At 68.7% G+C, this 24,843-nt stretch carries 20 protein-coding genes and 1 pseudogene; 7 read left to right on the top strand and 14 right to left on the bottom strand.

Going from position 1 to position 24,843, the window contains the following annotated elements; all coding sequences use genetic code 11:
- The 4 genes from VKQ35_RS05305 to VKQ35_RS05290 form a co-directional block, all read right to left on the bottom strand.
- The coding region (locus VKQ35_RS05305) for a M10 family metallopeptidase C-terminal domain-containing protein (RefSeq protein ID WP_324359268.1) at nt 1-1,584 on the bottom strand (1,584 nt) is incomplete at its 3' end.
- 190 nt (nt 1,585-1,774) lie between these two features.
- The gene (gene ribB, locus VKQ35_RS05300) at nt 1,775-2,917 is read right to left on the bottom strand and encodes a 3,4-dihydroxy-2-butanone-4-phosphate synthase (RefSeq protein WP_324359266.1); all 1,143 of its coding nucleotides are present in this window, start codon (nt 2,915-2,917) and stop codon (nt 1,775-1,777) included.
- On the bottom strand, nt 2,914-3,480 hold the full coding sequence (locus VKQ35_RS05295; RefSeq protein ID WP_324359264.1) for an NADPH-dependent FMN reductase: 567 nt from the start codon (nt 3,478-3,480) through the stop codon (nt 2,914-2,916). The genes ribB and VKQ35_RS05295 overlap by 4 nt, the downstream gene beginning before the upstream one ends.
- Complete coding sequence (locus VKQ35_RS05290; protein ID WP_324359262.1) at nt 3,477-5,234, bottom strand: class I adenylate-forming enzyme family protein; 1,758 nt, start codon at nt 5,232-5,234, stop codon at nt 3,477-3,479. The genes VKQ35_RS05295 and VKQ35_RS05290 overlap by 4 nt, the downstream gene beginning before the upstream one ends.
- A gap of 188 nt (nt 5,235-5,422) precedes the next feature.
- Here VKQ35_RS05290 and VKQ35_RS05285 point away from each other — a divergent pair, with 188 nt between their 5' ends.
- Nucleotides 5,423-5,608: a hypothetical protein gene (locus VKQ35_RS05285; protein WP_324359260.1), complete on the top strand. Its 186-nt coding sequence runs from the start codon at nt 5,423-5,425 to the stop codon at nt 5,606-5,608.
- A 45-nt stretch (nt 5,609-5,653) separates the two neighbouring features.
- Here the strand turns inward: VKQ35_RS05285 and VKQ35_RS05280 are convergent, their stop codons facing one another.
- The 4 genes from VKQ35_RS05280 to VKQ35_RS05265 form a co-directional block, all read right to left on the bottom strand.
- Nucleotides 5,654-6,424 (bottom strand): molybdopterin-dependent oxidoreductase, encoded by a 771-nt coding sequence (locus tag VKQ35_RS05280; RefSeq protein ID WP_324359258.1) that lies wholly within the window; start codon nt 6,422-6,424, stop codon nt 5,654-5,656.
- 2 nt (nt 6,425-6,426) lie between these two features.
- The gene (locus VKQ35_RS05275; RefSeq protein WP_324359256.1) at nt 6,427-7,134 is read right to left on the bottom strand and encodes a cytochrome b/b6 domain-containing protein; all 708 of its coding nucleotides are present in this window, start codon (nt 7,132-7,134) and stop codon (nt 6,427-6,429) included.
- Nucleotides 7,135-7,299: 165 nt separating this feature from the next.
- The gene (locus VKQ35_RS05270) at nt 7,300-8,625 is read right to left on the bottom strand and encodes an acyl-CoA dehydrogenase family protein (RefSeq protein ID WP_324359254.1); all 1,326 of its coding nucleotides are present in this window, start codon (nt 8,623-8,625) and stop codon (nt 7,300-7,302) included.
- A 136-nt stretch (nt 8,626-8,761) separates the two neighbouring features.
- The gene (locus VKQ35_RS05265; protein ID WP_324359252.1) at nt 8,762-9,529 is read right to left on the bottom strand and encodes a crotonase/enoyl-CoA hydratase family protein; all 768 of its coding nucleotides are present in this window, start codon (nt 9,527-9,529) and stop codon (nt 8,762-8,764) included.
- A gap of 84 nt (nt 9,530-9,613) precedes the next feature.
- On the opposite strand from VKQ35_RS05265, the gene VKQ35_RS05260 reads away from it, so the two are divergent.
- The gene (locus VKQ35_RS05260) at nt 9,614-10,867 is read left to right on the top strand and encodes a serine hydrolase domain-containing protein (protein WP_324359250.1); all 1,254 of its coding nucleotides are present in this window, start codon (nt 9,614-9,616) and stop codon (nt 10,865-10,867) included.
- 7 nt (nt 10,868-10,874) lie between these two features.
- Here the strand turns inward: VKQ35_RS05260 and VKQ35_RS05255 are convergent, their stop codons facing one another.
- Together VKQ35_RS05255 and VKQ35_RS05250 are read right to left on the bottom strand one after the other, a co-directional pair.
- Nucleotides 10,875-12,440 (bottom strand): MATE family efflux transporter, encoded by a 1,566-nt coding sequence (locus VKQ35_RS05255; protein ID WP_324359248.1) that lies wholly within the window; start codon nt 12,438-12,440, stop codon nt 10,875-10,877.
- Nucleotides 12,441-12,538: 98 nt separating this feature from the next.
- Nucleotides 12,539-13,963: an amino acid permease gene (locus VKQ35_RS05250; RefSeq protein ID WP_324359245.1), complete on the bottom strand. Its 1,425-nt coding sequence runs from the start codon at nt 13,961-13,963 to the stop codon at nt 12,539-12,541.
- A 209-nt stretch (nt 13,964-14,172) separates the two neighbouring features.
- Here VKQ35_RS05250 and VKQ35_RS05245 point away from each other — a divergent pair, with 209 nt between their 5' ends.
- Nucleotides 14,173-16,278, top strand: a complete 2,106-nt coding sequence (locus VKQ35_RS05245) for a redoxin family protein (protein WP_324359243.1) — start codon at nt 14,173-14,175, stop codon at nt 16,276-16,278.
- Nucleotides 16,279-16,459: 181 nt separating this feature from the next.
- Here the strand turns inward: VKQ35_RS05245 and VKQ35_RS05240 are convergent, their stop codons facing one another.
- Nucleotides 16,460-17,110: a helix-turn-helix domain-containing protein gene (locus tag VKQ35_RS05240; RefSeq protein ID WP_324359241.1), complete on the bottom strand. Its 651-nt coding sequence runs from the start codon at nt 17,108-17,110 to the stop codon at nt 16,460-16,462.
- 142 nt (nt 17,111-17,252) lie between these two features.
- Between VKQ35_RS05240 and VKQ35_RS05235 the strand changes: the two genes are divergently transcribed.
- The 4 genes and pseudogenes from VKQ35_RS05235 (at nt 17,253) to VKQ35_RS05220 (ending at nt 22,188) form a co-directional block, all read left to right on the top strand.
- Nucleotides 17,253-18,071, top strand: coding sequence for a UDP-2,3-diacylglucosamine diphosphatase (locus VKQ35_RS05235; protein WP_324359239.1), 819 nt, complete (start codon nt 17,253-17,255; stop codon nt 18,069-18,071).
- A 42-nt stretch (nt 18,072-18,113) separates the two neighbouring features.
- A pseudogene (locus tag VKQ35_RS05230) lies at nt 18,114-18,302 on the top strand (TetR/AcrR family transcriptional regulator); the annotation flags it as partial.
- Between the two features lie 126 nt (nt 18,303-18,428).
- The gene (locus tag VKQ35_RS05225) at nt 18,429-19,526 is read left to right on the top strand and encodes a glycosyltransferase family 1 protein (protein ID WP_324359274.1); all 1,098 of its coding nucleotides are present in this window, start codon (nt 18,429-18,431) and stop codon (nt 19,524-19,526) included.
- 154 nt (nt 19,527-19,680) lie between these two features.
- Nucleotides 19,681-22,188: a TonB-dependent receptor gene (locus VKQ35_RS05220; RefSeq protein ID WP_324359237.1), complete on the top strand. Its 2,508-nt coding sequence runs from the start codon at nt 19,681-19,683 to the stop codon at nt 22,186-22,188.
- On the opposite strand, the gene pstB is transcribed toward VKQ35_RS05220, so the two are convergent.
- The 3 genes from pstB to pstC are packed head-to-tail and all read right to left on the bottom strand — an operon-like array spanning nt 22,185 to nt 24,831.
- Nucleotides 22,185-23,000, bottom strand: coding sequence for a phosphate ABC transporter ATP-binding protein PstB (pstB, locus tag VKQ35_RS05215; RefSeq protein WP_324359235.1), 816 nt, complete (start codon nt 22,998-23,000; stop codon nt 22,185-22,187). The two genes, VKQ35_RS05220 and pstB, sit on opposite strands and share 4 nt — an antisense overlap.
- The gene (gene pstA / locus VKQ35_RS05210) at nt 22,997-23,851 is read right to left on the bottom strand and encodes a phosphate ABC transporter permease PstA (protein ID WP_324359233.1); all 855 of its coding nucleotides are present in this window, start codon (nt 23,849-23,851) and stop codon (nt 22,997-22,999) included. Before pstA ends, pstB begins: the two co-directional genes overlap by 4 nt.
- On the bottom strand, nt 23,848-24,831 hold the full coding sequence (gene pstC, locus VKQ35_RS05205; protein WP_324359231.1) for a phosphate ABC transporter permease subunit PstC: 984 nt from the start codon (nt 24,829-24,831) through the stop codon (nt 23,848-23,850). The genes pstA and pstC overlap by 4 nt, the downstream gene beginning before the upstream one ends.
- Nucleotides 24,832-24,843: the final 12 nt, after the last annotated feature.

Genomic DNA, 24,843 nt, shown 5'->3' with positions numbered 1-24,843 from the left:
GTCGATGCCGGCGTCCTGCGATGAGTGGATGGTGTCGTGGCCGCTGCCGGCGGTGATGGTGTCATTGCCGCGGTCGCCCGACAGGAACTGGTCGCCCGACCCCGCCACGATGACGTCGTCGCCCTGGCCGCCGCGCACCACGTCGGCGCCCGAGCCGCTCATCAGGGTGTCGTTGCCCAGATTGCCCAGGATCTGGTTGGCGCTGGCGTGGGCGGTGATCAGGTCGTTGCCCTGGCCGCCCACCAGGAAGTCGCCGCCGCCAGACCCGCCGTCGATGGTGTCATTGCCCTTGTTGCCGTTGATGTCGTCGAAGGCCGCCCCGCCCTGGATGGAATCGTCGCCGTCCTCGCCGCGCAGGTAGCTCTGCCCAGCCCCGCCATCGACGGTGTCGTTTCCGGCCCCGGCCATCACCGTGTCGTTCCCGGCCCCGCCCTGGATCGCGTTGTTGGCGGCGTTGCCGGTGATCGAGTCGTCGCCCGAGCCGCCGATGGCGTTCTCGATGGTGACGCCCTGCGCAATGCTGACGTTGCCGGTCAGGCCGCCGACGCTGGAGAAGAAGCCGGCGCGCAGGTCGATGGTCTGGGTCTGGTTGTAGCCGGAGAAGTCGAGGGTGTCGTTTCCACCCGCGTCCCACACCGCGAACACCGCCTTCTGGAAGCTGCCGGTGATGGTGAACCAGGGCTCGCCGGTGTTGGAGTTGAAGCCGTAGACCGTGTCTCCGGTGCGGGTGGACATGTTGGCCCCATACTCCAGCTGGGCCGCGGCGATGTCGTCCAGCAGCGGCGCGGCGGAATAGAGGTTGCCGCCGAAGTCGGCGCCGGTGTTGGTCTCGCTGAAATAGCTCATCACCGAGTACTGGCGATCGTCCTCGTAGTAGCTGGCGTTGGCCGCGTAGCTGAGGGCGACGTTGGCCTCGGCGTTGTAGTCGCTGGGATGGTCCAGGCCGATGGCGTGGCCGAGCTCGTGGATCATCACCTGGCCACCGTAGTTCCCGACCGTGGGGGCGGCGTTGTAGCTGAGCGTGGAGTTGATCCAGACGTCGCCGGCGGCCGAGCCGAAGGCGATGCTGCCCGGGAACTCCCCGAAGGCGGCCGCCCCGTCCTCGCCGGTGGTGTAGTCGCCGAACAGGATGGTGGCGCTGTCGGAATAGGCGCCCGGCCCCGAGGTCCCGGCGCCGACGCGGACGAAGGTGATGTTGGCCACGTCCGACCAGGCCTGCAGCGCCAGGGTCGCCTGGGCGATCTGGGCGGCGTTGAACTGTTGGAAGCCGCCGGAATCGTCGGGCATCTGGGCCGGCGCGTCGGCGCGGAAGGCGTAGGTGACGGTGAAGCCTTGGCCGAGGTTGGCCGACCATCCGGGCTCGCCGCGGACGATCTGGCTGGCGGCCTGGTCGATGGTCAGGCTCATCTTGCCGTTGTCGGTCGGGCCCGAGCGGGCGTCGGCGTTGAGGAAGAACTCCGGCCCGGCTGGTCCGCCGCCGGCGATGGCGGTGGTGTCAAGCGCGGGATAGGGATCGACCATCGAGCCGCCGATCTCGCCACCGGTCCGGTCGAGGCTCGGCAGGGGGTTCGGGTCGAGCAGCATACTGTACCTCTACCAGACCCATCCCATTCAATTCTTTACGGGAATGGTGAACACCCGACAATCGGACAGCCTTGCGGTGCAACCGCGCATCGCGGGGCCTGGCAGGGGCTTTTCCACAGCCATGGTTGTCGAACTCGCCGTAGGCGTAAAGCCGGTTCGCGCCCAGAGCGACTTGGGCGGGCGATGGCGGCTAGAGCGGCTCGCGGCCCAGGATGCGCAGGCCGTAGCCGGCCGAGCCCGGCAGCACGGTCCTGGACGAGGTCAAGAGCTTCATGTCGCGCACGCCCAGGTCGATGAGGATCTGGGCGCCGACACCGTAGTCGCGCAGCACGTTCTCGGTCTGGCTGACGTCCGGCTGGCCGTAGCGCTCCGAGAGCCAGGCCGGGTTGGAATCGCGGATGAACACCGCCGCGCCCGCGCCGTCGTAGTCGGCGATCGCCTGCAGGGCGCGGGGCACATAGTCGCGGCGCGCCTCCTTGTGGCCCAGCATGTCGGCGGCCATGTCGACCCGGTGCATGCGCACCAGGGTGGGCTTGTCCGGGTCGATCTTGCCCTTGGTCAGGACCACATGCTCGGTGCCGTCCAGGATGTTGCGGTAGATCACCATCCGGAAGCGGCCGCCGTAGGATGAGTCGAACGGCGTCTCCAGCACCCGCTCCACCTGCCGCTCGGTGCGACGGCGGTAGGCGATCAGGTCGGCGATGGCCCCGATCTTCAGGCCATGCAGCTGGGCGAAGGCGACGAGGTCCGGCAGGCGGGCCATCGAGCCGTCGTCCTTCATGATCTCGCAGATCACGCCCGCCGGATTGAGGCCGGCCATGCGGCTGATGTCGACGGCGGCCTCGGTGTGGCCGGCGCGCACCAGGACGCCGCCGTCCTTGGCGACCAGCGGGAAGACGTGGCCGGGCGAGACGATGTCGTCGGGACCCTTCGTGGGGTCCACAGCGACCGCGATGGTGTGGGCCCGGTCGTGGGCCGAGATGCCGGTGGTGACCCCCTCGCGCGCCTCGATGGAGACGGTGAAGGCGGTGCCGTGGCCGGACTGGTTGTCGCTGGCCATCGGCGGCAGGCGCAGCGCCCGGGCCCGCTCGGCGGTGATCGAGAGGCAGATCAGGCCGCGCGCGTGCTTGGCCATGAAGTTGATCTGCTCCGGCGTCGCGAACTGCGCCGGAATGATCACGTCGCCCTCGTTCTCGCGGTCCTCGGCGTCCACCAGGATGTAGGGGCGGCCGTTGCGGGCGTCCTCGATGATGTCCTCGATGGGCGAGATCGCCGAGGTGAAGGCTTCGGTGTCGGGCCCGCTGAGGGGTGGGATGAGGTAGGGGCGTTTCATGTGGCGGCCCTCATGTTCGCGAATTCCATCACCTGCTCGGCGACCGTCTTCAGCTGGGCGACGTTCTTGGCGTCGCGGCACTCGCCCGCCTCGTCGAAGAGGCCGGCGGCGTTGAGCGCCGCCCCGTAGGGCGTCGGCCAGCCCCGCATGGCATGTATGATGCCGCGCACCGCCATCAAGGTCGTGCCGCCCGCCTGGGCGCCGTCGGCGGTGATGATGATCCCCACCGGCTTGCCGTCGAAATAGGGCCGGGGGTCGGCGCGGGTGAGCTCCAGCGTATCCAGCGCGTTCTTCACCACGCCCGACAGCGAGCCGTGATAGCCGGGCGTCGCCAGGATGATCCCGTCGGCCTCGCGCACCGCCTGGGCGAGCTCCGCCTGTTCGGCGCTGGGCCCCGCGGGCCCGGGGTTGAAGTGCGGCAGCTTCTCGAGGAATTCACCCCCGAACAGCTTGGTCCGCGCGCCAGCGCCCTGGGCGTGACGCAGCGCCAGGATCAGCGCCCGCTCGGTCGACGAGCCCGAGCGCGGCGTGCCGCCGATGCCGACAATGAGGGGGCCGCTCATGCGCTTTGGGTCTCCGGCGCGAACACCTTCTTCAGCTCCGTCTTGACGATCTTGCCGTTGGCGTTGCGCGGCAGCATCTCCGGCCAGAAGACCACCTTCACCGGGACCTTGAAACCCGCCAGCCGCTCGCGGACGAAATTGCGCAGCTCGGCCTCGGTCGCGGTCTGGCCGGGCTTGAGGTGGACCACCGCGCCCGGCTCTTCGCCGAGCGTCTTGTGGGGGATGCCGACCAGCGCCGCGTCCATCACCGCAGGATGCTCATAGAGGACGTTCTCGACCTCCACGCAGTAGATGTTCTCGCCGCCGCGGATCAGCATGTCCTTGGCCCGGTCGATGATGAACAGGAAGCCCTCGTCGTCCAGCCGCGCCAGGTCGCCGGTGCGCAGCCAGCCGTCGACGAAGGTCTCGGCGGTCGCCTGCGGCTTGTTCCAATAGAGCTTCACCACCTGCGGCCCCTTGCACCAGAGCTCGCCGACCGCGCCGACCGGCAGCACCGTCTTGCCATCGGCCGGATCGCGGATCTGCATCTCGCCCACCGGCGCCGCCGGGCCCGCGCTGTCGGGGCGGTTCTCGTAGTCGCGGCCCAGGTGGCTGGTGAAGGTCGCCGTGGTCTCGGTCATGCCCCAGCCATTGCCGGGCTGCGAGCCCGGGAAGGTCTCGGCGATGCGCCGGACCAGCTCCGGCGCCGAGGGCGCGCCGCCGTAGGTCACCGCCACCAGGGAGGAGAGGTCGTATTTGCTGCGCGCCGGATTCTCGATGAGCTGCCAGGCGATGGTCGGCACCCCGCCGGTGGAGGAGACGCGCTCCCGCTCGATCAGCCGCATGGCGGGCTCGGCGTCCCAGCGGCGCATCAGCACGATCTTGCCGCCGGCGTTCATGGTGGGCCCAAGCGTCGCCGAGAGCCCGGTGGCGTGGAAGAACGGCACCACCAGCAGGGTCACGCGCTGCGGCAGCTTGTGCGGATCGCTCTCCGGCACGGGCTCGCCGGCGCGCAGGAAGTTGCGCACGGCGGCGATGCCGCCGGCCCCGATGTTGGAGGTCATGTTGCGGTGGGTGCCGAGCGCGCCCTTCGGCTTTCCCGTCGTGCCGGAGGTGTAGAGGATGGTGGCGTCGTCTTCCGGGTCCAGCGCCACGTCCGGCAGCGGCAGGTCGGGCAGGTCCTTCCACCTATTCACCGGACCGATCACGTCCTCGAGGGCGTGGACCTTGCCGTTGGCGACGGGCTCGCTCTGGCGCGAGACATAGACCTTGGTCAGGTCGCTCAAGCCTTCGAGATACTCCGCGATCCGCCCCAGGCGTTCGTCGTCACAGATCACCACCTTGGTCCCGGAATCGGCCAGGCCGTATTCCAGCTCCGGCCCCGTCCACCAGGCGTTCAGCGGGGTGACGATGGCGCCGGCGAGGATGCCGGCGAAGAAGGCCACCGGCCATTCCGGCAGGTTGCGCATGATCACCGCGACCCGGTCGCCCTTCTGCACCCCGTCGGCCTGCAGCTGGCGGGCGAGCGTGATCGCCGCCCGGGCGAAGGCTTCGTAGGTGGCGCGTTCGTCGTCGTAGATCAGGAATTCGCGGTCGGGAAAGCCGCGGCCGTTCAGGAACACGTCGCGCAGGGTTGGCGGCGCGTTTTTCCAGACCTTGGTCGGGACGCCGCGGATCGTCATCTCGACGATCTCGAACCGCTCGCCGGGCGCCGTGAGGCGCGCGTGCGCTTCGGCGATCGACATCACGGGCCAGGCGGGAAGAGCGTCACTCACGTCGCAGAACCTTTGAACGAAACCTCTTTGAACCAGAAGCGCGGCATCTAAATCATTTCGAGGGCGGCGCCGTCCACCGCCGCTCGCGGGCCAGATATGGAACCAGCGGCCCGCCCGCGCGTCTTGTCAGGCAGACGACATCGTAGCTTGAGGCGAACGCCGTCATGGCCTGGGGACCTAAGACTTCAATGATCAGCGCGCTCTTTCGACGCCGCCGGCCCGACCTGCAGCCGACCGAGGACCAGGACCAGTCCGTCCTGATCGACCAGCTGATGGCGGGCCCGATCAAGCAGCGCCCGAAGATCACCATCTTCGGCGACGACGACGTGGTGGGCATCAACCCCGCGCCGATCATCCCCTCCAACGAGAACTAGGCGGACGCGCACCTGCGGCCCGCGAGGTCCCGCAATGTCGCGACGTCAGATTCCCGCGTACCAGGACCAGCCGTTCTGGATGTTCCCCTTCTTGCCGAAGTCGTCGAACTTTTCGACGACCTCGATCCGACGCAGGAACTTGACGCTCTTGTAGCCCAGCTGGGTCTCGACCCGCAGGCGGGCCGGGGCGCCATGGGCCACCGGAAGGTCGCGGCCGTTCATGCCGTAGGCCAGGATCGTCTGGGGATGCAGGGCGTCGTACAGGTCGATGCTGTCGACGGTCTCATCGTAGGCGTGGAAGTTCACATAGCGCGCGGTGGGCAGCATGCCGGCGTGACTGAGCAGGGCGGCGAGCGGCGCGCCCGTCCATTGCGCGATCGAAGACCAGCCTTCCTCGCAGGTGTGGCGGGTGATCTGGGTGCGCGCCGGCAGGGCCTTCAGATCCGCCAGGGCATAGGCGCCCGGACGCGCCACCAGCCCGGCGACCTCCAGACGCCACTCGGCGAACGCCGCCTTGCGCAGGCGGTCATAGGCCTCGCCGAAGTCGGTGCTGAACGCCGGCTCCTTGGCGTTGCCGGGATCGGTGGTGCCGATGGCCGGCATGGAGGTGATGTCGGCGTGGTCGAACTGGCGGACGAGCGCGTTGCGCGGCAGCAGCAGGCGCTGGGCCCGATAGGTGAAGTCGTCGGCGATGCGCAGCAGATTGCCGTAGGTCGGCGGGTTCTCGTCGCTGCATCCGGCCAGCGCCAGGCCGCCCAGGCTCGCCAGGCCCCCGACCAGGGCTCGCCGCGGCAGCAGGATGTCGTTGCTAGGCATGCTCACCTCCCCCAGGTCATGGCGCGAAGCTGCCGGCCGATCCCCGACAGCGCCACCATCAGGAGGTGGGCGGCGAGGAAGAGGGCGATCAGGCACAGGAACAGGAAATGGATCGTCCGCGCCGACTGGGTCCCGCCGAACAGAGCGGGCAACCACGGCCAGGCGGCCGCGATGGTCGGCGACATCGACATGCCGGTGAGCACCATCACCGGCAGGGCGGCGAAGATCACGCCAAGGTAGGCCAGCTTCTGGAGGACGCCATAGGGCGGTCCGCCCTTGGCCGGCGTGATGCGCAGGGCAAGGTGCTCGCGGACGTCCCGCCACAGGGCCTTGGGCGCGAGCTCCTCGCCCCTGGGCAGCAGATCGCGGCGCAGGTGGCCGGTGGCGAGGCTTGCGACGGCGAAGACAGCCAGCGCCGAGACCAGCAGCCAGGCGAGCAGGAAGTGCAGGCTGCGGGCCCAGCCGTTCTGGTTGAAGATGTCGTAGGTGCGGACCTGGCTCACCGGTCCCCTGGGATCGCCGAAGAAGGGACTCGCGGCCGCCCAGCCGCCGTGGTGGTAGTTCCGCCCCAGAGGCAATTCGATCAGCGGCCGGGTCAGGTCGTTGCCCGACCAGCCCCAGTAAAGCCGCGGGTGGGCCATCAGGATCACGATGCCGGAATAGGCGAGCGTGAGGACGACAGCCACGATCAGCCAGTGGGCCAGACGCACCCAAGGCGCGTGGCCTCGGCTTGGGCCTCCCACCGACGACTCTATCGCCCCAGCCGACATGCAGCCCCCCATAGCCCTGGTGGGCCGACCATAAGCGTATCGCTGTTATCCTGACAATCGAGGCGGCGCGCGAAGCGCGTCTCAGATCATGCGGCCGGCGCCCGTCTAGGCCGGCGCCGCGTCCTTGCGCGCCTGGTAGGCCGCCTTCAGCTCGCCCAGCTCCTTGGCGAACTTCTCCTGCGCCGCCTCGCGCAGCTTGGGGATGTGGTAGGCGGGGAAGAGGTCGTTGTCGGGGCGGTAGTCCTTCAGCACCTGTTTCGCCAGCGTGACCTTGTGCACCTCGGTGGGGCCGTCGGCGATGCCCATGACCAGCGAGCTCGTCACCATGTGCATGAACGGCATCTCGTTGGAGACCCCCAGCGCCCCATGCAAATGGGCAGCCTTGGTGGCGATGTCGTTATAGACCCGCGGCATCATCACCTTGATGGCGGCGATGTCCTTGCGGACCATCTGGTAGTCCTGGTGCTTGTCGATCAGCCAGGCGGTGCGCAGCACCATCAGGCGGAAGCTTTCCAGCTGGATCCAGGAATCTGCGATGTCGGCCTGGACCATCTGCAGGTCGGCGAGCTTGCCGTCGCGGGTGGTGCGGGAAACCGCGCGCTGGCACATCAGGTCGAGCGCGTTCTTGCAGGCGCCGACCGTGCGCATGGCGTGGTGCACCCGCCCGCCGCTCAAGCGCACCTGGGCGATCACGAAGGCCGCGCCGCGCTCGCCCAGCAGGGCGTCATAGGGCAGGCGGACGTTGTTGTAGCGGACATAGCCCTCGTTGCCGCCGCCGATCTCGCCGCCGGCGCCGACGCCCACGTTGCGGATGATCTCGACGCCTGGGGTGTCGGTGGGCACCAGGAAGATCGAGGTGCGCTTGTAGGGGTCCTTGGCGTCCGGATCGGTGACCGCATAGAGCACCAGGACCTTGGAATAGCGGGCGTTGGTGGAGAACCACTTCTCGCCGTTGATCACCCACTCGTCGCCGTCGAGCACCGCGCGGGTCTTGAAGGTCAGGGGATCCGAGCCGCCGGTGGGTTCGCTCATGGAGAAGGCCGAGCGGATCTCGCCGTTCAGCAGCGGCCAGAGGTAGCGCTCCTTCTGGGCGTCGGTGCCGTAGTGGGCGATGATCTCGGCGTTGCCGCTGTCGGGCGCCTGGCAGCCGAAGACGGTGGGCGCCAGGTTGTTGCGGCCCAGCTTCTCGTTCATCAGGCCAAGTTTCAGCTGGCCATAGCCCTGGCCGCCGAGATCGGGGCCGAGATGGCAGGCCCACAGCTTCTGGGCCTTCACCTTTTCCTGCAGCGGCTTGATGAACTTCTCGCGGCCGAGCGAGCTGAAGGCGGCCATGCCGAGCTGGGAGACCGGCTCGACCTCGTCGCGCATGAAATCCTCGATCCAGTCGAGCTTCTTCTGGAACTCCGGATCGGTCTCAAAATTCCAAGCCATCGCAAGCCTCCCAGGCGCTGATTTTTAGAATGACCGGTATGTTTTCGGCCTTGCGGCATTATCAAACCGGCGTTCGGTTTGCGCAACGGGAACTCCTACCTTCCCCTCCCGCCGCTTCGCGGGGGAGGTGAGGGGACTAGAACTTGCCCCCGCGCCCTTCACCGGCGGCGAAGCGGGCCGCGCCCTCCTGGCTCTGGCCGGAGCGCAGGGTTTCCATGCCGAGCGCGATCTCCGCGGCCGTGGCCTGGTCCCAGTCCAGCGACCACTGGCCGATGGCGGAGAGCCGGTCGTTGCGCAGGCAAAGCTGCGGGAAGGCCGACAGCTGGGCGGCCAGTTCCAGGGCCGCGTCGAGGGCGCCGCCCTGGGGCGCGAGGCGGTTGGCGAGGCCGATGTCGTAGGCCTCCTTCGCCTCCACGGGCCGGCCGGTGAGGATCAGGTCCATGGCCCGCGAGGCGCCGATCAGGCGGGGCAGGCGCACGGTGCCAAGGTCGATCAGCGGCACGCCGAAGCGGCGGCAGAACACGCCGAACACCGACCCTTCCGCGGCCACGCGCAGATCGCACCAGCAGGCGACCTCCAGCCCGCCGGCCACCGCGTGGCCCTCCACCGCGGCGATCACCGGCTTGCCGAGCGAAAGGCGTGTCACGCCCATGGGGCCCAGGTCGCCTTCGCGATGGACCGGATTGCCGCGCCCCTCGGCGACGCCCTTCAGGTCGGCGCCGGCGCAGAAGGCCCCGCCGCGGCCCTGCAGGATCGCGACGTCCAGGGCTTCGTCGGCGTCGAAGGCCCGGAAGGCGTCGTAGAGCCCACGCGCCGTCGGCCCGTCGACGGCGTTGCGCGCGGCCGGCCGCTCGATGGTGACGATCAGGGTGCGCCCGTGCGTCTCGGTGCTGACGGTTTGCATCGGTCGGTCTCCTTTGGCGAAAGCTGACGCTTGCGACGAGGCGGAAGGCAAGGGCAAGACGGTGGCGACAACGGAGGACGCGTCATGAGCAAGGCCAAGGAACTCGGTTTCTCGAAGGACCGGCTGAAGCGGATCGAGCGCCACCTCCAGGACAAGTACGTGGGGCCAGGGCTGATCCCCTGCGCCCAGGTGCTGGTGGCGCGCCACGGCGAGACGGCGCACGAGGCGGTGCTGGGCCTGGCCGACGTGGAGCGCGGGACCAAGCTCAAGGGCGACGCGGTCTTCCGCATCTACTCCATGACCAAGCCGGTCGCCTGCGTGGCCCTGATGACGCTGGTCGAGGAGGGCCTGATCGCGCTCGACGATCCGGTGGCCAAGCACATCCCGGCGTTCAAGGACTTGGGGGTCTACGCCGCCGGCGTTGGGCCGTTCCTGAGCACGCCGCCGGCGCGGCCGATGCAGGTGGTCGACCTGATGCGCCACACGTCGGGCCTGACCTACGGCTTCCAGAGCCGCACCAATGTCGACGCGGCCTATCGCAAGCTGAAGGTCGCCGACCCCTACGGCGGCGACGACCTCGAGGGCTTCATCGAGACCCTGGCCAAGCTGCCGCTGGAGTTCTCGCCGGGCGAGGCCTGGAACTATTCCGTCTCCACCGACGTGGTGGGCTATCTGGTGCAGAAGATCGCCGGAAAGCCGCTGGGCCAGGTGCTGCAGGAGCGCATCTTCGATCCGCTGAAGATGACCGACACCGGCTTCTTCGTCCGCGAGGACCAGCGCAGCCGGTTTGCCGCCTGCTACAGCGCCTCGCCCGACGGCCCGATGAACCTGCAGGCCAGGCCGACCGGCGGCCTGACCCTGAACGACGACCCGGAGAAGAGCCCCTACCTGAAGCCGCCGAGGATGGAATCGGGCGGCGGCGGCCTGGTCTCCACCGCGGCGGATTATCTGCGGTTCGCCAACATGCTGGTGAACGGCGGCGAGCTGGAGGGCGCGCGGATCCTGTCGCCCATGACGCTGCGGCTGATGGCCTCCAACCACCTGCCCGGCGGCCAGGACCTGACCCAGCTCTCGAAGTCGCTGTTCTCGGAGAGCACCTACGCCGGGATCGGCTTTGGCCTGGGGTTCGCGGTGGTGTTCGATCCGCCCAAGACGCTGATCCCCTGTTCCCAGGGCGAGTTCTACTGGGGCGGCGCGGCGTCGACGGCCTTCTGGGTCGATCCGGTGGAGAAGGTCACGGTGGTCTTCATGACCCAGCTGATGCCGTCCACGACCTATCCGATCCGCCGCGAACTGCGCACCCTGGTCTATTCGGCCCTGATGGAGAGCCTGGCCTAGGCGCCCCCTAGGCGCCCTCGGCGGCGGCGGCGAGGCCGAGTTCGCGTTCTTCCTCGGCGATGATCGCCTCGCTCTCGTCCATCATCGGCTGGCCGAGGTTGGTGTCGGGCGCGTCGGCGCTGGGCCGCATGTCGAGCATCCGGGCGCGCCGCCAGCTGCCCCAGCCGTTCCAGAAGTAGTAGCCGCCCGCCAGGATGAAGGTGGTCAGGCTGCCGACCGGAAAGGCGATCCAGATGGCGTCGGCGCCGAAATGGGGCTCCAGCAGCCTGGCGACCGGGATGCGCACGGCCCACAGCGAGATCACCATGGCGATCAGCGGCGGCCAGACCGCGCCGGTCGCGCGCACGATGCCCGACAGGATGAAGGCCAGGCCAAACGGGATGAAGCTCCAGAGCGCGATGGTGTTGATGTGCACGGCGATCGGCAGCGAGGGGCTGGTCGACCGCAGGAAGGCCTGCAGCACATAGGGGTCCAGCGCCTGCAGGATGAGGATCGGCGCCCCGGTGAACAGGATCGCGTAGAGGCAGCCCACCATGGCCACCCGCTCGACCCGGTCCATCTTCCGCGCCCCGACGTTCTGGGCGGCCATGGAGGAGACCGCCGCGCCCAGCGCCATGGCCGGCATCTGCACATAGGTCCAGAGCTGCGAGGCGGCGCCGTAGGCGGCCGAGGTGTGCACCCCGTAGCGGTTGACGAAGGAGAGCATGGTCACCGCCGCCAGGCTGATCACCATCATCTGGATGCCCATGGGCGTGCCCTTGACCACCAGGGCCTTGATGATCGCCAGGTCGGGGCGCAGCAGCCGCAGATCCTTGGGCTTCAGCATCAGGATGGAGTTCTGGCGGTAGAGATGGATGATCATCATCGCCAGCGTCACGCTCTGGGCGATCAGGGTCGAGGTCGCCGAGCCCGCGATCCCCATCTTCGGGAACGGCCCCAGGCCCATCAGCAGGATCGGGTTCAGCACGATGTCGAGCCCGACCTGCAGCAGGGCGAAATAGAACGGCGTGCGGGAATCTCCCGTGCCGCGCTGGGCCATCATCACGAAGTTGAAGAAGAACATGAACGGCATGGCCGCAAAGATCACCCGCAGGTAGGCGATCGCGTCGATCCGCGCCGCCGGCGGCGTGCCCATGGCGTCCAGGATGTGCGGCGTGAGCACGCCGCCCAGCACGCCGATCAGCACCGAGACCACCGCGAAGAAGGTCGTCGCCGTCCCCACGACCTTGCGGGCCAGCGCCTCGTCGCGCGCGCCCACCGCCTGGCCGATCAGGATGTTGGCGGCCATGGTCACCCCGAAGGCCGCGCCCAGCATCATGAAGAACAGCTGGTTGGCGTTGTTGACCGCGGTGACGCCCGACTCGCCCAGCACCCGGCTGACCCAGAACATGTTGGCGGTCGCGTTCAGCGACTGCAGGATGTTGGAGCCGAGCACCGGCAGCGCGAAGGCGATCAGCGTCGAGCCGATCGGCCCGACGGTCAGGTCGGGACCCTTGCGGCCGGGGAAGCCGCCCGGGGCCCCGGCGGGTGCGCCGCCCGGTCTCCCGCCGCCTTGGCCTGGGCCCTGCGCCAACCCGATACTCCGCTTGCGGCTCAAACAGCCGTTTGTCCGGGGATAGACCGCAACCGCCGATTAGGCAAAGCGGCGCTTTTGCACAGGCTGCGTGAGCGTCAGGCCTGCACCGCCCGGTCGATGGCCCGCAGCCGGCTGTTGGTCCGGCCATAGAGCAGGTAGACGACCACGCCCACCGCATTCCAGAGGAAGAAGAACTCGATGGTGATCGTGCGCAAGGTGGTGAACAGGTAGAGGCAGCCGGCGATCCCGAGGGGACCGACAACCCACACCATCGGCGTGCGGAACGGCCGCGGCAGATCGGGCCGCGACCGGCGCAACGCCATCACCGCAAGGCCCGTGGCGATGAAAGCCGCCAAGGTGCCCGCGTTGGCCAGGGACGCGATATCCGACAGCGGCATGGCGCCGGCGATCACGGCGGCGATCACGCCGGTGAGGATGGTCACCGCCTGCGGCACGCCGCGCGCGCTGACGCCCGACAGCCGGCGCGGCAGGAGGCCGTCGCGGGCCATGGCCAGGAACACCCGGCTCTGGCCGAACATGAACACCATGATCACGGTCGGCAGGGCCACGACCGCGGCCCCCGCGATCAGCGACGCGGCCAGCGGCTGCTGCAGCTGGCGCAGCACGAAGGCCAACGGCTCGCCGCTCTTGGAGAAGACGTCGTAGGGCGAAGCGCCGAGCGCACAGGCGGCCACCACCATGTAGATGGCGGTGCACAGCACCATGGAGCCGATGATGCCGATGGTCAGGTCGCGGCGCGGATCCTTGGTCTCCTCCGCCGCGGTGGAGATGGCGTCGAAGCCATAGAAGGCGAAGAAGATGATCCCGGCCGCGCCCATCACCCCGAACTTCTTGCCGTCGATCTCGTGCGCCCCATAGCCGTAGGGCGCAAAGGGGTGGAAGTGACGGGCGTCGAAATGCGGCAGGGTGATCGCGACGAATCCGGCCAGGGCCACCAGCTTCACGCAGACCAGGATGAAGTTCACGGTCGCGCTCTCCCGGGTGCCTATGAGCAGCACGCCGGTGACCACGAGGGCGATGAAGACCGCCGGAAGGTTGACGACGCCGCCGGCGTCGGGCCCCGCCAGCAGCGCCTTGGGGACCGCCCAATGCGCCTGTTCGATGAGGCCCGCGGCATAGGCCGACCAGCCCACCGAAACCGTGCTGCAGACCAGGGTGTATTCCAGGATCAGGCTCCAACCGATCACCCAGGCGACCGCTTCGCCCAGGGTGGCGTAGGAATAGGTGTAGGCGCTGCCGGCATGGGGCATGAGCGTCGCCATTTCGGCGTAGCTGAGGGCGGCGAAGGCGCAGACGGCCCCCGCCGCGGCGAAGGACAGGATGACCGCGGGCCCCGCGAGCCCCGCCGCCACGCCCGTGAGCGTGTAGATGCCGGTTCCAATGATCGCCCCGACGCCAAGGGCGACCAGATGCGGCCAAGAGAGCGTCGCCTTGAGCCGTGGGCCGGCGTCCGGGCGGACCTCGGCCTCGATCGACTTGCGGCGCGTGATGAAGCTCATAGGCGGTCCCCCGGGTCGTTGCGGGCGCCACCATGGCCCGCGTCGGCGCCTTGCGCCAAGGGCAGGGCGTCGCCAGATGACAGGGTTGCAACCATCCGTCTGTGGATTTCGCCGCCTGAACGGTGTTAAGTTAAGAGGCCGATAGGCTCTCCGCGCGTATTTCCCGACGCGGGGGCCGGAGAGCCCATCTGGGAAGGAACTTGAGCATGATGTCTGCCGATTCTCGCGTGCTTGGCCGTCTTGGCGTCTTCGGCGCGGCTGTCAGCGCGCTTCTGATCTACGGCTTCGCCCCGACCCCGTCGGCGACCGCCCAGCAACAGGCCAAAGACGCCGCCGCGACGGCGCCGATGTCGAAGATGCCGGCCACGGTCGACAACTTCATGCTGGTCGACGCCCAGACCATGGAGGCCCACGAGCTCTACCGGATGGCCGACGACAAGGCGATCGTGCTGGTCTCGACCGGCGTCGGCTGCCCGATCGCCCGCGCCATGACGCCGGCGCTGAAGGCGCTGCGGGACAAGTACAAGGCGCAGGGCGTCGAGATGTACCTGGTCGACTCGAACCTGCAGGACAGCCGCGACGCGATCGTCGCCGAGGCCAAGGAATACGGCATCGACATCCCGATCCTGATGGACTCCAACCAGCTGGTCGGCGAGGCGCTGGGCGTCACCCGCACCGCCGAGGTGTTCGTGATCACGCCGAAGACCTGGAAGGTCGCCTACCACGGCCCGGTCAACGACGCCGCCGACTACGGGATCCAGAAGGCGGCCGACAAGCCGTTCGCCGACATCGCCATCTCCGCCGTCCTGGCCGGCAATCCGGCGCCGCCGGCGACCCAGGCGTCCAAGGGCTGCCTGGTCGACTTCCCGGCCCGCGAGAAGCACGCTCAGCTGACCTATGTGAAGGACGTGGCCCCGATCCTCGAGGCCAAGTGCGTCGCCTGCCACGAGGAAGGCGGCATCGGCCCCTTCGCCATGAACAACTATGCGATGGTCAAGGGCTTCGCCCCGATGATCCGCGAGGTCATCCGCACCGACCGGATGCCGCCCTACAACGCCGACCCGCACATCGGTAAGTTCTCCGACGACAAGAACCTGTCGGCCGCCGAGATCAAGACCCTGGTCCACTGGGTGGAAGAGGGCGCGCCGCGCGGCGAGGGCAAGGACCCCTTGGGCGCCAAGCACCTGGTCGCCGCCGAATGGCCGCTGGGCAAGCCCGACGTGGTGCTGAACGTCCCGGCCTACACCATCCCCGCCTCGGGCGTGGTCGACTACCAGCATCCCTGGGTGAAGAACCCGGAGACCGAGGGCAAGTGGCTGCGCGCCTCCACCGTGAAGGTCGAGAGCCGTCAGGGCGTGCACCACGTGCTGACCGGCTACATGAAGGACGTGCCGCAGCCCGGCCAGCAGGGGTTCGAGAACGCCTGGGGCGTGTCGGTCGGCGGCTACGCGGTCGGCGCCGAGAGCGAGATCGCGCCCAAGAACGTGGGGACCTTCATCCCGCCGGGCGGCGCCATCGGCTTCCAGACGCACTACACCCCCTTCGGCAAGGAAGTGACCGATCACACTCAGATCGCGCTCTACTTCTACAAGGACAACCAGAAGCCGGACCTGGTGATGCACAACTCGGTCATCGCCAACCAGAACATCGTCATTCCGGCCAACGACCCGCACCACGCGGAAATCGCCTATATGGAATTCCCGCACGACGCCCTGCTCTATTCGGCCTTCCCGCACGCGCACTACCGCGGCGCCTCGTCGAACCTGTGGATCCGCTACCCGGACGGCCAGGAAAAGGAACTGCTGTCCCTGCCGCGCTATGACTTCAGCTGGCAGCGGGACTACACCTTCGCCGAGCCGGTGAAGGTGCCGGCGGGCTCCAAGCTGATCGCCCACTTCATCTACGACAACTCCAAGCGGAACCCCGCCAATCCCGACCCGAACAAGACCGTGGTCTGGGGCGACCAGTCCTGGGAGGAGATGTTCTATATGGCGGTCCGCTACCGCTGGGCCGACGAGACCTCCAAGCACATGGTCAACTATGACGAGGAGCTGAACGCCGGCCGGATGATGGGCATGCTGGACAGCAATGTGGATGGCCGGATCGAGAAGGCCGAACTCAAGGGCCGCATGGGCGAGATGATCGGCAAGTATTTCGACCAGCTCGACACCAACCACGACGGCTACCTCGACAAGACCGAACTCGCCGCCATGCAGAAGATGATGGGCGGCCAGCGCCGCCGTCAGGCGGACGCGGCCAAGCCGGCGGCCCCCGCCGCCGCGCCGGCGGCCTCGCCGACGGCGGGCGGGCGGTAAGGCCTCGACCTAGAGCGCCTTCTCCCCTTGTGGGAGAAGGTGGCAGACGAAGTCTGACGGATGTGGGGTCGCACGGCATCGCCGCTCCGGCCCCTCTTCGTATCGAGCCGAGGGGTCGGCGAGACCCCACATCCGACCTGCTTCGCAGGCCACCTTCTCCCACAAGGGGAGAAGGACGCGTTCAGTCGCTCCACAGATCGTGGACGTCGCCCTTGCGGTTGAGCATGCGCACCGCGCGCTTGACCACCGCCAGCAGGCGCTCGCGGCGGGCGGCCTCGTCGTAGGTCATGGCGCCCCGGGCCAGGCCCTCCAGCAGGAAGCGGCCGAGATCCCGGCTGGTCTGGAAGCGCGGGTCGGCGCCGGCCTGGGCCAGGCCTGCGAACCGGTCGCCCACCTGGGCGCGGTCGAAGGCGGCCTGGGCGGCGGCCAGGCGGGCGCGCAGCATGGGCTCGGTGCGGGCGGCGGATTCCAGCTCGGCGAAGGCCACGAAGGGCGCCTCGTGCAACAGCGCCCAATAGGCGTCGATGGCGGCCTCCGAGGCGTCCTGGCCCACGCCGCTCGAATTGGGCGCCGCCGAAGCCCGGGCGGCCTCCTCGAACAGACGCGCGCGGGCGAGCTCGATGTGGGCGACGGCCGCCTCCACCAGTTCCTCGCGGGTGGCGAAATGGTAGAGCATCGCCCCGCGGGTGAGCTTGGCGGCGTCGGCGATCAGGCCGTTGGTGGCGGCATGATAGCCGATCTGCGCGAACAGCTTCATCGCCGCGTCGAGGATTCGCGCACGGGTTCGCAGCGACTTCGGCGTCGCTTTGGCCGCAAAGGTTCTGGCGTCCATCTGGACCAATTCTACTGAGACCTGGGGAGGGTCTGCTCTGACGCACCCCTAGCAGCACCGGCCGCCACGAGGCCATAGGGTCCGCGAGACCTTCGCAAAACCGACACGGAATCAGGGCAGGGCTGCGCTGTTCTTAGGCGAAATGGGGCGCCATGTGACCGAAGACGCCGTCCGCCAGTACCGCAGCGTGTTCATCTCCGACGTCCATCTGGGGACGAAGGGGTGCCAGGCGGACCTGTTGCTGGACTTCATCCGCCACATGGAGTGCGAGACGCTCTATCTGGTCGGCGACATCGTCGACGGCTGGAAACTCAGCCGGGCCGGCTGGTACTGGCCCCAGGCGCACAACGACGTGGTGCAGAAGATCCTGCGGCTGGCGCGCAAGGGCGTCTCGGTGATCTATGTGCCCGGCAACCACGACGAGGTGGTGCGCGACTTCATCGGCGTGCATTTCGGCGGCGTGGTGGTGGCGCGCGACGCGGTGCACGAGACCGCCGACGGCCGCCGCTTCCTGGTGACCCACGGCGACGATTTCGACTCGGTGGTGCAGCACGCCAAGTGGCTGGCGCTCCTGGGCGACTGGGCCTACCGCGCGCTCCTGGCCTCCAACACGCTGATCAACCGGGTGCGGCGGCGCTTCGGCTTCGGCTACTGGAGCTTCTCGGCCTTCGCCAAGACCCGGGTGAAGAAGGCCCTGCAGTTCATCGAGAACTTCGAGCAGGCGGTGGCCGACGAGGCGCGCCGGCGCGGCGTCGACGGGGTGATCTGCGGCCACATCCACAAGGCCGAGAGCCGGATGATCGACGGCATCGCCTACATCAACGACGGCGACTGGGTGGAAAGCTGCACGGCGCTCGTCGAGCACGCCGACGGCGTGCTGGAGATCCTGGAGTGGGCCAAGGAGCGCGGCCGGCTCGCCGTTCCCGAACCTGTGATGCTGCCGGCGCCCCTCGCGGCGTGAAGCCATTGACATCACTGCATCGCTCGTGACAGTGCGACTGTCATGAAATCGCCGGCCTCCCCCCAGACCCTGCGCGACAAACAGCGCGAGGAGACCCGCGAACAGATCCTGCGCGCCGTCGGCCACCAGCTGGAACAGGGGCCGCTGGAGGACCTCTCCTTCGCCGAGATCGCCAAGGACGCGCGGGTCGGCGAGCGCACCGTCTACCGCTATTTCCCCACCAAGGAGGCGCTGCTGGGCGCCTTCTGGGCGTGGATGCAGAGCCAGGCGGTGGCGCCGCCGGAGCCGAAAGCCAAGCCGCCGCGCTCGCTGCCGCGCATCCGCGAGGCCATCGCCTCGCACGATGCCGGCCGGCCCATGCGCATCCTGGTGGCCACCGACGCCTGGGAGCCGCAGGTCAACGGCGTGGTCCGCACGCTCACCCGCGTGGTCAAGGAGCTGCGCGAGATGGGCCACTCGGTCGAGGTGATCAGCCCCGACCAGTTCAAGACCTTCCCGCTCCCCACCTACGCGGAGATCAAGGTCGCCATCGGCGTCTACGAGCCGGTGCAGGAGCGCTTCAAGGCCTTCGAGCCGGAAGCCATCCACATCGCCACCGAGGGCCCGATCGGGCTGGCCGCCCGGCGCATCTGCGTGGAGTGGAAGCTGCCCTTCACCACCAGCTACCACACCCGGTTCCCGGAATATGTCTCGGCGCGCCTGCCGCTGCCGCTGGCCGCCGGCTACGCCTACATGAAGTGGTTCCACAAGCCGTCCGGGCGGCTGATGGTGGCGACGCCCACCATGCGCGACGAGCTCGCCGGGCACGGCTTCCGCAACATCTCGGCCTGGTCGCGCGGCGTCGACACCGAGACGTTCCGCCCGCGCCAGCCGGGCGACCCCGATCCCTACGCCGGCATGGAGCGGCCGATCTTCCTCTCCGTGGGCCGCGTGGCGGTGGAGAAGAACATCGAGGCGTTCCTGGGCCTCGACCTGCCCGGCACCAAGGTCGTGGTCGGCCCGGGGCCGCAGAAGGAAGAGCTGGAGGCCAAGTACTCCAAGGCGGTGTTCACCGGTTCCAAGTCGGGCGAGGAGCTGGCGCGCTATTTCTCCGGCGCCGACGTCTTCGTCTTCCCCTCGCTCACCGACACCTTCGGCCTGGTGATCCTGGAGGCCATGGCGTCGGGAACGCCGGTGGCGGCCTATCCGGCGCCCGGGCCCATCGACATCATCCCCAACTCGGGCGCCGGCAAGCTCGCCGCCAGCGCCACGGAAGGCCTGCGGGAGGCCTGCCTGGAGGCGCTGACCTGCGACCGCAAACAGGTCCGCACATTCGCCGAAAAGTTCAGCTGGCGGGCCTGCGCCGAGGACTTCGTGCGCAACCTGCAGCCCTATCCGGAGCCCGAGAAGACGCGCTTCTGGCGCCGCCTTCGCCGCCTGGCCCGCGTGCGGCGCCGGCCCGCCGCGGCGGCCTAGCCGCGACGCCGCGCCATTGCCGCTGCGGCGACTCTCCGATACCGGACATTCCAAGCTTTCGGCGATGGATCGCGCGCAGGGGATGAGTGAAGTGGGCGTAGAGGGTCGCCGTTTTCCGGGCCGGCTGCCTCGCCTGCGCTGTGGAGCCCTGGGGTTGGCGCTGGTCATCGCGCCCGCCGCCGCCCAGGCGGCCGAGGGCGGCGCGGCCAGCCCCACGGTCAGCCCGGTGACCGTGGTCGGCGCCCCGCTGGACGACACCGGCGTTCCCCTGTCCCGCACCCCCGCCAACGCCCAGAGCGTCGATGCGCGCGATCCGCTGCAACAGGGCCCCACCAATCTCGCCGACCTGCTCAACGGCAATCTGGGCTCGGTGAGCGTCAGCGACGCGAGCGGCAGCCCCTACCAGAACGACGTCAACTACCGCGGCTTCCAGGCGACCTCGCTGTTGGGCGCGCCGGTGGGACTGGCGGTCTATTTCGACGGCGTGCGGGTCAACGAGCCGTTCGGCTCGATCGTCAACTGGGACCTCATCCCCATGAACGCGGCCACCACGGTGACCGTGCAGCCGGGGTCCAACCCGATCTTCGGCCTGAACGCGCTCGGCGGCGCGCTGGTGGTCAACACCCGCACCGGCCAGGACAGCCCCGGCGTCAGCGTGAGCGTACTCGGCGGCTCGTTCGGCCGGCGGGCGGCGACGCTGGAAGCGGGCGGGGCCGACGCGGGCTCGCACACCGACTTTTTCCTGGCCGGGAACTGGGACAGGCAGGACGGCTTCCGGGATTTCTCCGGCTCGGAGGTCAAGCAGCTGTTCGGCAAGCTCCGCTGGCATGGCCCGGACGACAAGACCCTGGTCGAGCTCTCCGGCGCGCTCGCCGACACAACGCTCGCCGGAACCCAGTCGCTGCCGCTGGACATGCTGTCGACGCCCAAGGCGGCCTACACGGCGCCGGACTCGATCGACAACCGCATGCGCCTGGTCAGCCTGAAGGCCAGCCACTGGCTGGACGACGCGAACCGGCTGACCGGGCAGGTCTATTGGCGGCAGTCCAACGCCAAGAGCCTGAACAGCAACGCGGGCCTCGATGACGGCTGCTTCAACGCCGACGGATCGCCCGCCACCAACGCGGCCGGCTTCAAGTGCGGCAACCAGGCGCCAGGCGGGACCGCGGTGAACTCGATCACCGGGGCCAATGCGCTGGCGCTCGGCTATGGCCGCTGGACGAGCGCGATCAACACCAGCCTGGTGAGCTCGGATGTCCGGCAGAGCACGGTCGGCGGCGGGGGCCAGTGGGCCAGCGCCACGCCGGTCCTGGATCACAGGAACGCGTTTGTTCTGGGCGCGAGCTTCGATCAGTCGACCATCCGCTACGGCCAGGACACCCTGCTGGCGCGGCTGATCAACTTCCAGACCGTGGTCATCCCGAACCAGGAGTACGGCTTCACCGCCAACGGCCTGCCGCCGTCGGCGAGCAACCTGCCGCAATTCACCGGCAGCAACGTTCTGTCGTCCGTGGCGCTGGGCGCGCGGGTGAAGGAGGCGAGCGTCTTCCTCACCGACACCTTCGACGTGACCACGGCGCTGAGCGTCACCCTGTCCGGCAGCTACGAATACACCTCGATCGACCAGCACGGGATGAACAGCCAGTTCCTGAACGACGACGGCGGCTTCTCCTTCACCGACGCGGTGACCGGCGTCACCTACTACGACCCGGCCTATTCGGCGGCCTACAAATTCTCCAACACGGGCGCGGGGGCCGCGACCACGCCGAACGGCAAGCCCGCGGGCGCGGTGGCGGGACCGGAGACCAACAGCCTGGACGGCGCGCACCGCTACCAGCGCTTCAATCCCCGGATCGGCTTCAACTACAATCTGGATGGCGGGACGGGGATCTTCGGCGGCTACAGCCAGTCCATGCGGGCGCCGACCTCCATCGAGCTCTCCTGCGCCGACCCCAACAGTCCCTGCGCGCTGCCGACCGGCTTCAACGGCGATCCGGACCTGAAGGCGGTCACGGCGCGGACCTTCGAGCTGGGCGCGCGCGGGACCCTGTTCGGCAGGCTCGCCTGGAACGCCGCGGCCTATGACTCGCGGCTGCGCAACGACATCCAGTTCATCTCGACCTCCACCACCTTCGGCTACTTCTTCAACGTCGGCGACACCGAGCGGCGCGGCTTTGAGCTGGGCGCCCAGACTGAGCTGGAGAGGCTCACGCTCTCGGCCAACTACGGCTACGTTCAGGCGGCCTACCGCTCGCCCTTCACCACCGCGGCCGGCGAGGACGTGGTCAGCGGCGACCGCATCCCGGGCATTCCCGAAAGCACGTTCAAGCTGAGGGCCGGCTATGCGGTGAACGACCGGCTTCGGGTCGGGGCGGTGCTGATCGCGGTCAGCGGTCAATACGCCCATGGCGACGAGGACAACTCCGATCCGGCCGGCAAGGTGGCCGGCTATGCGGTGGTGAACCTCGACGCGCAGTATCGGATCGGCAAGGCGCTGACGGTGTCGCTCGACGTCGACAACCTGTTCGACCGGAAATACGCCACCTACGGGCTCTCGGGGCAGACCAGCATCTACACGCTCGCGCAGGAGCCGTTCCGCACGCCCGCGGCGCCGCGCGGCGCGTGGCTGAAGCTGACCTACGCCTTTGGCGTTGGGAACTAGCCGAAGCGGCCGGTGATGTAGTCGGAGGTCCGCTGGGTCGCGGGCCGGGTGAACAGCTCGTCGGTCGGCCCGAACTCCACCAGCTCGCCCAGGTACATGAAGCCGGTGTAGTCGCTCACCCGCGCCGCCTGGCCCAGATTATGGGTGACGATGACGATGGTGTAGTCGGCCTTCAGCTGCATGACCGTCTCCTCCAGCTTGGCCGAGGAGATCGGGTCGAGCGCCGAGGTCGGCTCGTCGAGCAACAGGACTTCCGGCCGCACGGCGACGCCGCGCGCGACGCACAGGCGCTGCTGCTGGCCGCCGGAGAGGCCGAGGCCCGAGCCCTTCAGATTGTCCTTCACCTCGTTCCAGAGGGCGGCCTTGGTGAGCGCTTCCTCGATCCGGGCGTCCATGTCGGCCTTCGACAGGTTCTCGTAGAGCCGGACCCCGAAGGCGACGTTGTCGTAGATGCTCATCGGGAACGGGGTCGGCTTCTGGAACACCATGCCCACCCGCGCGCGCAGCTTGGCGAGGTCGACGCCCGAGCCCAGGATATTCTCGCCGTCCAGGATGATCTCGCCCTCGGCGCGCTGGCCGGGATAGAGGGCGTACATGCGGTTCAAGGTGCGCAGCAGGGTGGACTTGCCGCAGCCCGAGGGGCCGATCAGCGCGGTCGCCTTGTTGCGTGCAAACGGGATCGACACCCCCTTCAGCGAGCGGGTCTTGCCATAGAAGAAGTCGAGATTCTTGACGTCGACCTTCACGTTGGCGCGGTCCACGTCGGCGATGCTGGTCTCGAACGCTTCCACGGCCGGATTGAGGGTGTTCATGAGCGTTTTTGCTCCTGGGCGACGATACGCGCCACGATGGTGACCGCCAAGACGGTGACGGCGATCAGGAGCGCCCCGGCCCAGGCCAGCCGGCGCAGGTCGTCGTAGGCGCTGAGCGCGCCGTTGAAAATCACCACCGGCAGGTTCGCGGTCTGCTGACGCAGGTCGAACCAGGGCTTGTTGAAGAACTGATTGTTCAGCGCCGTGAAGAGGAGCGGCGCGGTCTCGCCGCTGATCCGCGCGAAGGCCAGAAGGGCGCCGGTGAGCAGGCCTCCCCGGGCCGAGCGCCAGATGATCTGGCGCACGACGTAGGAGAAGGGCGCGCCCAGCGCCACGCCGGCTTCGCGCAAGGTCGCCGACTGCAGGAGGAGCACGTCTTCGGTGGTCCGGGTGATCACCGGCACGGCCAGCAGCGCCAGCGCCACCGCGCCCGCGAAGCCGGAGAAGCCGTGGAAGGGCGCGACCAGCAGCTCGTAGACGAACAGGCCCACCAGGATCGACGGCGCGGAGAGCAGCACGTCGTTGAGGAAGCGGACGACCGCGCCATAGGGCGAGCGGCCGCCGTATTCCGCCAGCCAGGTGCCGGCCAGCACGCCGATGGTCAGGGCGATCACCATGGCCAGCAGGCACATTTCGATGGAGCCCACGATGGCGTTGGCCAGGCCGCCGCGCGAGCCGGCCGCAGGCGTCGACATGGTGAAGACGTCGAGGTCGAGGCCGCCGAACCCCTGGGCGAGCAGGGACCAGAGGATGGCGGCCAGCGCCACCAGGGCAAGCGCCGTGACTCCGACGCAGAAGATCTTGAAGGCGATGTCGCTGACGCGGCGGCGGACGAGCTTGGCGGCGCTCACAGCTTGGCCCCCTGCTGGCGCAGCAAGAGGCGCGCGAGGCCCAGCACCACGAAGGTGATCAGGAACAGCACCAGACCCAGCGAGATGAGGGCCGCGGTGTGGATCGGGCTGGTGGCCTCGGTGAACTCGTTGGCGATGGTCGAGGCGATGGTCGAGCCGCTGTCGAACATCGACTTGGGGAAGGTGTGCGAATTGCCGATGATGAAGGTGACCGCCATGGTCTCGCCGAGCGCGCGGCCCAGGCCCAGCATCACCGCGCCGATGGCGCCCTGGCGCACGTAGGGAAGTGTCACGGACAAGACGACCTCGGCGGTGGTGGCGCCCAGGCCATAGGCGCTCTCGCGCACGGCGGCCGGCACGGTCAGCAGGAGCTCGCGCAGCGTCGCGGCCATGAACGGCAGGATCATGATCGCCAGGATGATCGAGGCCGGCAGGATGCCCGAGCCGTTGGGGATGCCGGTGGTCAGGGACTCCAGCAGCGAGCCCGGCTTGGCGGCCGACATCAGCGGCAGCTGGATCCAGCGGGCGAACAGCGGCGCGAAGACGAACAAGCCCCACATGCCGTAGACGATCGAGGGGATGCCGGCGAGCAACTCCACCGCCGTGCCGATCGGCCGGCGCAGCGGCGCCGGGCAGAGCTCGGTCAGGAAGAAGGCCACCCCGCCGGCGATCGGCAGTGCGATGATCAGTGCGACCGCCGCGGTGATCAGGGTGCCGACGATCGGTCCGGCGGCGCCATAGACGTCGGTCACCGGGTTCCAGGCGGTCGAGAACAGGAAGCCCAGGCCGAACTTCGAGAGCGCCGGCCAGCCGCCGATCACCAGGGAGACGATGATGCCGCCCAGCGACAGCAACAGCGTGGTCGCCGCGGCGAAGCAGAGGCCCTCGAAGATCTGGCCGATCAGCGAACCGCGCGGCGCCGCGCGGCGGACCGGCGGGCCGGCGGCGGGGCCGGCGTTGGGAAGGGCTGCGTCGGACATCGCTCTTGAGCT

The organism is Phenylobacterium sp., assembly GCF_035309685.1.
Lineage (GTDB): Bacteria > Pseudomonadota > Alphaproteobacteria > Caulobacterales > Caulobacteraceae > Phenylobacterium.
This window is presented reverse-complemented; position numbering and strand designations above follow the sequence as displayed.